At 45.2% G+C, this 12,783-nt stretch carries 5 protein-coding genes and 1 pseudogene; 4 read left to right on the top strand and 2 right to left on the bottom strand.

Annotated elements, in window-relative coordinates; all coding sequences use genetic code 11:
• The first annotated feature begins 55 nt into the window (after positions 1-55).
• From MKY63_RS25365 to MKY63_RS25350, 4 genes are all read left to right on the top strand, one after another.
• Positions 56-2,287, top strand: a complete 2,232-nt coding sequence (locus MKY63_RS25365) for an FAD-dependent oxidoreductase (protein WP_339810212.1) — start codon at positions 56-58, stop codon at positions 2,285-2,287.
• A gap of 17 nt (positions 2,288-2,304) precedes the next feature.
• A complete protein-coding gene (locus tag MKY63_RS25360; RefSeq protein ID WP_339810210.1) occupies positions 2,305-3,513 on the top strand; it encodes a GDSL-type esterase/lipase family protein in 1,209 nt (402 codons plus the stop codon).
• A gap of 296 nt (positions 3,514-3,809) precedes the next feature.
• Positions 3,810-9,416: a hypothetical protein gene (locus tag MKY63_RS25355; protein WP_076274561.1), complete on the top strand. Its 5,607-nt coding sequence runs from the start codon at positions 3,810-3,812 to the stop codon at positions 9,414-9,416.
• A 112-nt stretch (positions 9,417-9,528) separates the two neighbouring features.
• A complete protein-coding gene (locus tag MKY63_RS25350) occupies positions 9,529-9,702 on the top strand; it encodes a hypothetical protein (protein ID WP_162164256.1) in 174 nt (57 codons plus the stop codon).
• Positions 9,703-10,008: 306 nt separating this feature from the next.
• Here MKY63_RS25350 and MKY63_RS25345 read toward each other — a convergent pair whose 3' ends face one another.
• The gene (locus MKY63_RS25345; RefSeq protein ID WP_235219396.1) at positions 10,009-10,620 is read right to left on the bottom strand and encodes a discoidin domain-containing protein; all 612 of its coding nucleotides are present in this window, start codon (positions 10,618-10,620) and stop codon (positions 10,009-10,011) included.
• An 81-nt stretch (positions 10,621-10,701) separates the two neighbouring features.
• Positions 10,702-11,850: pseudogene (locus MKY63_RS25340) on the bottom strand (glycosyl hydrolase family 8); the annotation flags it as partial.
• Positions 11,851-12,783: the final 933 nt, after the last annotated feature.

Genomic DNA, 12,783 nt, shown 5'->3' with positions numbered 1-12,783 from the left:
AAATCATGTAAAAAAAAAGGGAGCAAAAGGATTACCATGATAGAAGGATCTAATCATGGAGGTTATCAAAATGGAGCTTATTAAAGCAGATGTAACCGTCGTCGGCGGAGGTATTGCTGGGATATGCGCTGCAATTGCTGCCGCACGCCAAGGGCTGCAAGTGTCACTTATTAATGATCGACCGGTTCTTGGGGGAAATGCGAGCAGCGAGGTCAGGGTTCATATCAACGGGTCGGCTTATCTCGGAAACAGTCCATCCTATTATGCACGCGAAGGAGGGTTGGTGGAAGAACTCAAGTTGAAGATTTTCCACTATAATCCGTTATACAACAAGAAGCTGATGCTTTCGCTTTCGGATACGGTCTTGTTGGATATGGTCTATGCTGAGCCTAACATTTCTCTATTTCTGAATACATGCGTGCATGAGACGGGCATGGAGAACGGCAGAATTAAATGGGTGGATGGTCTTCAATTGGCTTCCGAAAGGAAATTTCGTTTTGAAAGCCGAACCTATATCGATTGCTCCGGAGATGGAGTTGTCGGATATCAGGCAGGTGCTCTCTTCCGATGGGGGAGAGAAGCGAAACATGAATACAAGGAAGAATTGGCTCCTGAAGTGGCGGACCATTACACCATGGGTGATACGATCCTGTTTCAAGCCCGTGACGTAGGGTATTCCGTTCCATACAAAAGACCTGGCTTTGCGTATGATATTACGAAGTTGACCTTTTTCGATAGTATCAGAAAAGGCTTAAATCATCGGGCTTTTCCAAGAAAAATCAACGGGCTTGGCGGATTGTGGTGGCTGGAATACGGTGGACATATGGATATTATCAAAAATAATGAAGACATCGCGTTGGAGCTGCGGAAATTGGTATACGGGATTTGGGATTATCTCAAAAATAGCGGTGAATTTGATGATGTAGACAATCTCATTTTGGATTATGTATGCCCGATCCCGGGAAAGCGGGAGTCGAGGCGGTTTATTGGGGATCACATGTTGTCTCAGAACGATCTCACAGCAAAGCCGCATTTCGAAGATGCTGTATCGGTCGGTGGATGGTATATGGATTTACATGCTAATAAGGGCATCTACGATGAGGGGCCGGCTACAGCTTGGAATTTCGTGCCTGGATTGTACAATATCCCTTTCCGCAGCTTATATTCACGAAATATTCCTAATCTCATGTTCGCTGGTCGCAATATAAGTGCTACCCATGTGGCTTTCGGATCTACAAGGGTTATGGCAACCTGCGGTTGTATGGGGCAGGCGGTTGGAACAGCTGCTTCGTTGTGCTCGAAATATGAGGTAGACCCTGCGGCTATAGTCGAAGCTCATATGGGGGAGCTGCAGGCGCTATTGCTTCGAGACGGACAAACCATTGTAGGCCTTCAAGAGGAATTGGATCCTTACTTCGCTGACGGATTAACTATTCGTGCCTCGTCTCAGCGCAGCTATGACAATCTTCATCCAACCGAAGAGATTTCCTTGGAGAAAGGGTTATGTTTGGTCTTGCCGATTCAGACATCCGTGGCTGAAAGCGTACGGTTTAAAATTAAAAATAGCTCCAAGCATTCGGAAACTCTACATGTGAAGCTGTTTGGCGGGGAACGGAAGGAAAACTACATTCCAACCAGCGAGTTGAGAGACTACCACTTGGTTATTGCAGCCGGTCATAACGACTGGATTACGCTAGACTTGGACTGCAAGAACCCGGCTGACGACAAAATCTACATCATATTGGAGGGCACGGCGAGCCTTGCCATATACGGTAATGAAGAGAAATTGACAGGAGCGGTCAGCTTCCACTATAGGCCGGAAGAGCCGTCCAGGCTGAAGAAATTCAATAAGAGCATTTGCTTTAAGGACCTGGTGCCAGCTCAGAATATGTATAGTCCTGAGAATGTTGTCAATGGCTACTCCAGACCTTATGGCCAACCGAATGGCTGGATTTCTGAACATTCGGAAGGACAGGAATGGTTGGAATTCTGTTTTGCAAGCCCCAAAAATCTGGACGAAATCCATCTTGTTTTTAATACGCAGCTGGATTTGGAGCATTTCAACGACCCGATTGAGTCTCTTATCCAAGATTATGATATGACCTTGACCTTAGAAGACGGAACCGAGAGGACAATCATAACTCGTGGAAATTATCTCACGTTGAATAAACATAAGATAGATGCGAACGGTGTAACCCGAATCCGGATTAATTTCTGCACAACTTATGGTTCGCCTTATTTTGAAGTGTTTGCTGTAAAATTGTTTGCTCCTAAAATCGATAAATGAGGACAGGTGAAGTCACGATGAAGGAATTATTCCCTCGTAAAGGGCTCCCCAATATAATTCAAAAATTGGAAAATGGGGATACCGTAACAATCGTCTATTTCGGCGGCAGTAATACACGTTCTGAAGGCTACAGGGTTATGACGGCGGATTGGCTTCGTAAGCAATATCCTAAGGCAGATATCCGCTCTGTGAATGCAGGCATTGATGGGACAGGATCGGATTTGGGCTGTGCCCGTTTGGAGACAGATGTACTGCGTCATCGACCTGATCTAGTATTTGTTGAATTTGTCGGTAATGATGGCGGAGATCCCGAATCCAAGGCGCGGATCGAAGGGATTGTCCGTCAGATCCGCAAGCGGAGCCGGTTTACTGATATCCTGTTCGTTTATACGCTGAAGGAGCGGGATGTGGCCTTATTTCAGTCTGGAGAATACCAGAAGGGGGCTCTAATGCAAGAGGAAGTGGCCGACTATTACGGTATTCCTTCGATTCATCTGGGCGTAGCGGTTAGTCACTTGGTGTCGGAGGGAAAACTCGTTTTCACCTCAAGGGAAGATGTGTCCATTTCCGGAGCCGTTGTTTTTACACATGATTCGATCCATCCGACTATTCCCGAAGGACATCAGATTTACACGGATACGATCACCCGGTCATTTGAGAAAATTAGAGAACTTCAGGATCATCCAGGAAGGTCAGTACATCACTTACCTCAGAATCCGTTGGTCCCGGCTAATCCTTGGGAATATGCGAGCATGCTGCCATTGGATAGTCTTACCGATTTTTCCGCAGGATGGTCTTACATGACTCCCGATGATTGTGCTTTAGTACGCGAGTACAATTGGTTGTTCCCCGGCCTGTGGCGAGCAGTCGATCCTGGAGAGGCTATTACGGTGCAGTTCGAGGGAACCCATATCGGGTTATTCGATATCGGGGGGCCTGATTCTGGCAGATTGAAGGTATCGGTGGATGGTGGGGAACCCTTTATTGTCGATCGATTCACACTACACAACGATCATAATCGTAATCAGTATGTATTCTTGCCGGAGCTCCCGAATGGGAAACATACGGTGCGCTTCGAAGTCGATACCGAAAAGACAGACAAAGCGGCTGTATTTGAGGCATGTGGCAATGAACGAAGTATTGAGCATGTTCGGCAGCATCCAGATTGGTATGATCAAACGGTGATCCAGCTTGGGAAGTTGTTATTGGTGCAGCCGCCATTATAATTAATCATAAGGTTTTCTCCAATTGAAAGACCTATATCATACTGACTGCAGTTGAGCGGCCAGTTATGATGTAGGTCTCTTTTTTAAAGGAAGACAAAGTCGTTTCTTCTTGCTTAAAATCTTATAAGAAATTCTTGAAATCAAAGAAATTTCACAGTTATGTGACATGCTATGATAAAAACGACGGAGCGGGATTAGCCAGAAGAATACGGCTGATTGCTTCTTTATGATCTTCGAACAAAGGAGGGTTTTATTATTTTGAAAGCGTTATCAACTTAAGGGAGGCTGTGAGTTGTATGATAAAAAGGAAGCTGTTTTTCTTAATCGTTTTCATCGTGACGATATTAGTTCCTTTCAGCCTAGACGGAATAAAGACCGCTTATGCAGAGACCTTACCGTATAAGACGATTATTATCGATGACGGGAGCATCACGATCAATGATGTTGTGACACCTGATGTGGGTAACGAGAACAACGGATATTCGGCTCCGAATTGGACCACAAGTACAGGGGTGAAGGGGTATGATAACTCCAGCTCCAAATATACGAGTACAGCAGGCAGAACGATATCATGGAATCCACGATTGGAAGCGGGAACGGCGAGAATTTCGTTATACAAGCTTAACTGGGAAGATAAAGCGGATAGCAATGTAAAAATTGAAATCGTCCACAATGGAACGACGGATGTTCTCTTTATGGATTTGAGACCTTCATTTGGCGCTTCTGTGGGATGGGTTGATTTGGGAGAGTACTATTTTTCCGGAGTTGGTAACGAATTCGTTAGATTAACTCGGTCTACCAGCACAACCAGCACGATACTTACTCGTGCAGATGCGGTCAAGTTCGAAGGGAATATTCAGCAAAAAGAGCCTCATAAGACGATCATCATTGATGATGGAAGCCTCACGATTGATGATGTCGTCACCACTGATGTAGATAACGCAAATAACGGGTTCTCCGCTCCTGATTGGACTACAAGTACGGGAGTGAAGGGATATAATAATTCCAGTTCCAAATTTACCGATGCAGTAGGAAGAAGCATCACATGGAATCCGCGATTAGAAGCAGGGACAGCGAAAATTTCATTCAACAAGCTTGATTGGGCGGATAAAGCAGACAGTAATGTTAAAATCGAAATTGTTCACAATGGGATTACGGATGTCATGTTTATGGATCTGAGACCCTCGTCGGGGCCATCGGCCGGATGGGTTGATTTGGGGTCCTATTATTTCAGTGGTGATGATAGCGAATTTGTCAGACTGACTCGAACACAACCTACGACCGGAAAAATCATTACGCGGGCCGATGCGGTCAAATTTGAAGGGAATATACGGCAGCAAGCTCCGCCGTTGCCTCCGCTGCGCAGTCGTACATTGGCGAATCTCAGTTACACGAAAAAAGGTAGCATCGAGAATGCCAGCTATAAGGCTACTTTTTATGAAGCTGCTTGGGATGAAGGCAAAACCATCGTTCGTGATCTGTTCTACAAGGATACGGATACGGGGAACTGGGTGCCTGTCAATAATGTGGCGGAAAGACTTGAAGAACAATGGGTCTTATTGGATGGGAATGCGGGGAGTCGAACCAATTATTACGATACGATGAACAAACGCTGGATTACATTCGACGAGATCAATTTCCCAGACAGCCACACGGCGATATTAACCGATTCTTCACATGAAAGCGATTACGATTTACAAGTGAACTGGTCCATGTCAGGGGACAAACCTGATGTTTCCTTCGCCTTTACACCTCGCAAGGATGGCAATTATGTAATCGGTTATCAGTCCTTCACAACAGAGCAAATCTCAGACGTCAATGAAGTGTTAAATGGTTTTAGATCACACGCCAAAATGGTAGGTTCAGTGGAATCAACAAGCTTAAGGGAACTAAGCGCTCCGATGAGTCTAATTGAGAAGAATGACGGTTCGGGGAATCCATTGACATATGGGGTATTTGTACCGTCGGATGAGCTTCCGGTTGAATTTGAACCAACGGGAGGCGTTACGAAGCAAAGGCTTGGCATGAGCCTTGTCAACAACGAAGGCAGCGTGCAGCCAATCTTGTATGCTCCTCAATTAGGGACCTATTCGCAAATGAACGCAGAAAGCACTTATCAATTTCATATGGGACTAATCGCTCAAAAAAGCAAATTGTATGAGTCCTACGCGGATATTCTTCGCAAAGAGTACGGTTATTCTGCATACCGGGAAAATGTATCAGATCAGTCGCTTACTGACGCGATGTTCAATATGATCGATTTACTTAAGATAGAGCCGCAAGGGGATGACTCTGTTGATTATGTCCCGTCACCCAGCGGGTGGTGGAGCCGTGCCAAGGGCTTTATTGACATCGAAAACGAGGATAGCGTTCGAACAAGCTCGAATGCGGTTCTTTTGGGGGCTTACTATTTGACTGGGGATGACCAGCTCTACGATACGAGAGCATTGCCGTCCGTCCAGTATGGCTTATCGCGAAATGGTATAGGCTGGTCGCCGACGCAAAAGCCAGTATACGGTGTGCCGTCGTTATGGAAAATGGCAACCTTGCCGTTTGATTTTTCAAGCGTAACCGCTGTCAATCAGATGATGGGTACTTCGGCAGGAATTGGGGCGCTGGCACAAGAAGAGTACCTCGTACGTGATCCTGACCAGAAAGACCGGGGTCCTGTTATTCAGCCCCTGATGATGTATCGTATGACGGGAGATACGCAGTATTTACAGGCTGCCAAGGATGCAGCCGACAGCTATATCATGCAGCATATTGATACGCCTGCATCTGTTAATGTTAGTAAAAATGAGTTCATTTATTATTATAGCAAGCTGTGGATGGAGATCTTGGAGCTTTACGAGGAAACTCAGGATCCCAAATACTTGAATGCTGCTTATAAGGAAGCCAAACGGTATGCAACGATGTTCGTTGCTCGTCCGGTTCCTGAAGGTAGCGTTACGATTCCGCAGCCTGAGACGTATAATTACGCGGAGTCGTTCCATTGGCCGGAAAGTGGTAAATATCAATATCCTCGGATCAAGCTCCCAGAAGATGTAGCCGGAGGCGTACAAGCGGATAGTTGGCTTGTTTCTCCCAATGGATTGACGTTTGAAGCGGGAAGTACAACTGGCTATTATCGGATGAATGCTCAGGAAGCTCCATTCATGCTGAGATTGTCGCTCTATACAGGTGATAAACTGCTGCAGGATATTGCTCATAATGCAGTTATTGGACGATATTCTAGTTATCCAGGTTATTACTATAAGGGCTTCGCCGTTAGCCAACTTGAGCCAGAGTTTCCTCTGGAAGGCCCAAGCGGGGCTACATCCATCTATTATCACCATATCCCGGGACAGCTCGGGCAAACGATGGATTATTTGATCAGCGAACAAACGTTGAAATCGAATGGTAGTATTACATTTCCTTCTGTTTTTGAAACTAATTTTTTATGGTTCAAATATCACCTCTATGGAAATAAACCAGGGAATTTTTACGGTAATTCCGACGTTTGGCTCTGGATGCCCAAGGGGATTATCAAGACCAACCATCCTCAATTGAACTGGATAACGGGAGAGAGCGGGAATAAATTCTACATCGGGTTAAGTAACGAATCGTCAGCTGAAGTCCAGACTCCGATCGAATTGAATGCGCAAATCATTGGGTTCAACCCGGCACAAGATTATACCGTAACCATCATCCGCGACAATGGCATACCAGAGCAAGCGGTTATGAGTGGCGGAATCATTCAAGCCACGGTTTCAAGCAAGGGAATAACCGCTATCATTGTAGAAGGACTCAACATTGATGTGCCGCTGCACCAGGTCAGAACTGCTGATACATCGGATGCAAGCTATTTCTTCGATATCCACAGTCCAATAGATGCGGTTAAAGGTATGCTGATCGTCAAGCCCGACGAAACGGTCTATGATGCTTATGTGCAGGCAAAAACGACAAAACCAGCGACGATCCATTATTCCTTGGATGGCGGAGTAACGTATACAACCATTCCAGATACGATCTATCCGATGGAATGGTCGATACGGGTAAACGATTTATCCCAAACCTTCACTTATTATGTGGAATCGGATGGGAAACAGACCCGCAAGCGGACACTCTATTTGCCTGATCAAGTACAAGAAACTCCAGTTCAACCGGATTGGCAGGAGAGTTCATCGATCATTGTGGATAATAAGGAGGCAGAGACAGAAGGCGTCTGGATACGGGATACAACGGCTAACGACTATTACTATGATAACTATGTGTACGCCAAATCGGCTGCCGGCACAGCGACAAGCAGAATTAAATGGCGGCCTGAGCTGCCGGAAAGTGTTACTTACAGTGTGTATTACAAGCTTCCGCAAATAACCGCTACAAGTGAAAATTGGGCAACAAATGCCTCATTTACCGTTTATTATAGTGGAGGCTCCGAGACGGTTACCGTTGATGAGACAACGGCCAATGGGACTTGGGTGCACCTGGGAGATTATCCTTTTGCAGCAGGCGATAGCGGATATGTCGAATTAGCCAATAAGGCCAACAAGTCACGGGTAGTTGCCGATGCGATGATGTGGGTGGATCCAAACAGTATGCCGCAATTGGAGTCTGTGGTGATCCTGTCGGATCGGGGTGAACTGCAAATGACTCAAACCGCACAACTAAGCGTAACCGGCTATTTGGATAACGGTCTGATTGGTGATCTATCACAGGCAAATGTGCAGTATTTCGTTGATCGAACCGATCTGGCTGAAGTGGACAGTAGCGGTATGTTGACCCTTCTAAGTCTCGACGGAGAAACGGATCATATTGAGGTATGGGCCACTGTAACGATTGACGGGGTGACCTTAACAACACCTTCTATGACAATTGCGATCAGGGACTTAACGGTTATTGTCGACAGCACGAATACGACTGGGTTATACACGACAGAAGGATCTTGGAGCCAAAGCAATTTAGCTGGATACAAAATTGGGGTTAAGTCCCGTTATTCTACCGTTCAAGGTTCATCAGCGACGTGGAAAGGCCAGTTCCCAGAGGGGAAATATACGGTCTCCATTTACAAGCTCGTCCATACGACGGCAAACGATAACTATGTCAAAGTGGAAGTGAAGCATCAGTCGGTTACCGAGGTTACGTATATTGATGTAACCGTCGGCTCATCAGGTTGGGTTAATCTAGGAACGTTCGACTTTACTGGAGACGGCAGCGAGTACGTTCGTCTAACCAGGGTTACTCCGACAACGGTAGATCCGCCAACTCTACCTGCCGATATGATTTATACGAGGGCTGATGCAGTCAAGTTCGAACGGCATTCCGTTAGCCCGGAATTGCTTGCAAATGGGGTGCCAGGTAAACCGGCACTTTCGAATAATAGCGGTGTTGCCACAGGCATAAATGATGGCAATTACGAAGTTACGATGAATATGTGGTGGGGAAACAATGGCTCACTGTATAAGTTGTACGAGAATGGCCAATTGATCCAAACGAAGTCACTGGCCGATGTTTCGCCTGCTGCCCAGACTTCCATTATTCCTATTCAAGGAAAGCCGAATGGAACCTATGTGTATACATGTGAGTTATCGAATTTGTATGGAACGACTTCATGTGATCCACACACCGTCACCGTGACTGAGGCGAATCCCGGCAAACCTGTGTTGTCTAGTGACAACTGGGATCAAGATGGGGACTATAACATTACTGCTAATATGTGGTGGGGCACGAACGCAGCACAATATCGATTATATGAAAATGGCGAACTCATTGAAACGCAATCTTTATCTTCACAAACACCAAGTGCTCAATCGGCCATTACACAAATCTCAGGGAAAACTCCTGGCATTTATCAATATCACTGTGAGTTTATGAATGGAAGTGGAACTACGGAAAGTGATACTATACAGATTATTGTAAAATAAACCTATGAGCTGAGTGGATGAGAACGATCCATTCGGCTTTTTATTTCTAGGAATTTAGTATTGAATTATGCAAATCACTTGTAAAACGATGATGTAAGAAGACAGTACATTTTTGGAACATATGCCGGAGCATCCGATCGTATTTAATCTAATCTTTCAAAGCTCACAACTGGGTGATATTTACACGATACTGCTCATGCTAGATCAGCAGGGCGATTTCAGCCAACCGTATTATTTTGAACGTGAGATGTGCCAGATTAAAAAATATAACTATGTGCATCCTTGAAAAATCAATTACGGCTTTGATCGGCCCCTCCGGTTGCTAGAAATCAACCTTGTTGCGAACGATAAATCGAATAAATGATCAAGATCAGGATATGAGAGTGGAGGGAGGCATCCAGATTTCGGGATATTTAATCTTTAATAAAGAGATACGAGCAAATGTCGCAATGGAAATGGTTCTTATTCTCCTATAATCGAAATGAAGTCCATATAGCTGCACATCCAGTGATACTACGGTTTATAGAACCGTCGCTGCCCTAAGCAAAAGTAACAAAGCCTGACGGATTCATATCCGCCAGGCTTTGTTCAATTAAGAGCCGTAAACCTCGAAATCGAATATTGAATAACCGTATACGGTCCCTCTAGCAGTACACAGCACTCTGACGTAACGTCCGCTATTTGCGGTAAATGTAATATCGTCAATAGAACCATTACCGGTCGTTGTTACGTAAGTATCCGTCCATGTTGTTGCGTCGTTAGACACCTGAACTTTGTAGCCTTTAGCGTAAGCATCTTCCCAATTCAACTTGACGCGGTTCACACTTTGGGTTGCACCCAGATCGACGTAAATCCATTCATTGTTGCTTCCTTCCATGCTCGCCCAACGGGTAGTGGAGTTGCCGTCTGTTGCCTTGGAAGCTTCAAATCCTGCACCTTCGATAGAGCTGGCTACCGCTGTCTTACCTAGCGCAAGGTTGGTGTTGTCAGGAGAAGTTGCACTTGTAGTTGCTGTTGCGGTATTGCTGTTAGCAGACAGGTTGCCTGCGGCATCGACAGCTTTCACCGTAAAGCTGTAAGCTGTCGATGCGGTAAGTCCGGTATCGCTGAAGGATGTGTCTGTAGGTGCGCCTACTTCCACGCCGCCACGGAAAACCCGATAGCCTGTTACACCGACATTATCTGTGGAAGCAGTCCAACTCAGATTAATTTGGCTGCTTGAAGCTGCTGTTGCGGTCAGATTCGTTGGATCCGAGGGTGCTTGTGCATCCGCTGCACTGTAGGTAGGCTTCCACCAGTTCCCCGAGATGAACAGTAGGTTCAGCATGTTAAAGGAGTCGCTGAAGTAACTTTCCTTTTTGTTCTTCATCCAGTCCCAACCGGCATTGACCCAAGCTTGATGCGTGCTGGTAGTCGTCGCTGCGGAGATGAAAGGCGCTACGAATACCGCTGTTGCATAAGTACCGCGATTCGAACCGTTCAGTTGGTAACCGTCCTTCACATTGTTCGGATTGTTGCCTGTTTTTCCTTTGATCCATACCACCATTTTATTAGCGATATCCTTACCGCGGGTATCTCCGTACAAGGCGTAATCCATTACGATCCGAAGTGGTACACGGCTTGCATTGTAGTTGTATTCATTTGTTTCAGGGAACTCTTCCAAATAGTTTGGGGGAGCCGGCTTAGGCGGGTTGCCTACCACGAAGTCCGATATCAGACCTGTGCTAGACGAATAAGCTGCTGTAAATTGGCTGTATACGTTATACAGATTGTTGATGACATTTAGCCAAGTTGAATCTCCAGTTACTTCATTGAAAGCCCGTAGATGGCTGAGCATCCAGTCGGAGGGACGGGTATTCAAGGCGCTCTTCGTATCCCAGTCACCAAGGTTGAGCCTGTTGTTAGTTGTCACATTGCTAAGCTTAATAGCGCCAATCATCTTTTTGGCTTCAGCCAAATAATTGATCGTTCCGGTCGAGCCCCATTGGCGATCAGCTAGAATAAGGGAGTAAGCGATATCGAGGTCCCCGTCTGTTGCCGAACCGAAGTGCCCTTGAGCCCCAGTACTATCTGCTACTACCCATCCCATCAGGTTCGGGTTGTTAGAGCTCTTGAACGCTCTAGCCGTTTTGAACAAACCGTCATAGATTGTTCTGGAATTCGTATCGTAACCGGCCATAAGCACGGTAATGACCATACCGTATCCTTGGCCTTCCGATGTGCCTAGCGGATCGAAGCCGTCCGCTTCGCCAGTAATGTCACCTTTTACATAGTATCCTCCAGGCAGCGAGGACAGGTTGTTTTTAAGATAAGTAGCCTTCCAGTAGTCATAGTAGGAAGCTACAGAACTATTCAACGAGGATTGACTGACGTGGTTTGGTTTAATGATACCCGGATAGCTGACTTGTTGAGGAAACGGTTTCAATTCACCCGCTCCATGAGCTTTTGGTTGAAGCGGTGCAGGTGCGGCTAATGTCGATAGAAGCATAACCGCCGAAAGCATAACAAGTAACATCACTTTCATTGTGCCTGAGGTCGATTTCAATGAGTACATAAAAATTCCTCCTTAAGTGATGGTTAGTTTAATTAACGTCAATGAATTCTCCTTCCCTATAGAATGATCTCCAAAGTAAAACGCTTAACAATAAGTGCTACACACGCTTATAATGTTTAAGCGCTTTAACTTTAGGGCGGAAGTGACATTTACTTATATGCTGAAAAAGATATGGAGATACGTGCTTCATTAGGGAATCATCGCATCCTCAACGTTACTATTAACACTTTCATTGTGCCCGAGGTCGATTTCAATGAGTGCACAAAAATTTCTCCTTAAGTGACGGTTTTTAATTAACGTCAATGAATCCTCCTTCCCTATAGTCTGATCTCCAAAGTAACACGCTTAACAATAGATGTTATTTAAGCCTATAAAGTTTAAGCGCTTTAACTTTAGGGCGAAAGTGACATTTGACTTATATGCTGAAGAGATTTGAAGATATGCGCTTCAATAGGAAATCATCGCATCCTCAACGTCACTTTTCACCTATAGGTAGAAATTGCTAACCCAGCAGCATTACTTATGCTCAAATGTATCACAACTATTTTCGCCGTGTCTAGGTGTTTGTGAATAAAATTTAAAAATTAATATCCATAAATAAAAGCGTTTACACCAAACGACAGTTCCTTTTTAAGATATTGATCCCCTAGTACACACAAAGTTGCGAACTAGGACTGTTTTTTTATAAGTCAAATTTGTTCTAATTCAGTCTAAATAAGCGCTTACATTAGGGGGTGGCTAAACTTACAATAATGTCTAACCATTTAAATTTGGGAACTTCTCCTGCAACGGGGAAGAATTTCACTGTCATGG

Origin of the sequence: Paenibacillus sp. FSL R7-0189 (assembly GCF_037969925.1) — a bacterium.
Taxonomy (GTDB): Bacteria; Bacillota; Bacilli; order Paenibacillales; family Paenibacillaceae; genus Paenibacillus_AQ; species Paenibacillus_AQ odorifer.
Note: the sequence above shows the minus strand (reverse complement) of the source record. Positions and strands in the feature narration are given on the sequence as shown.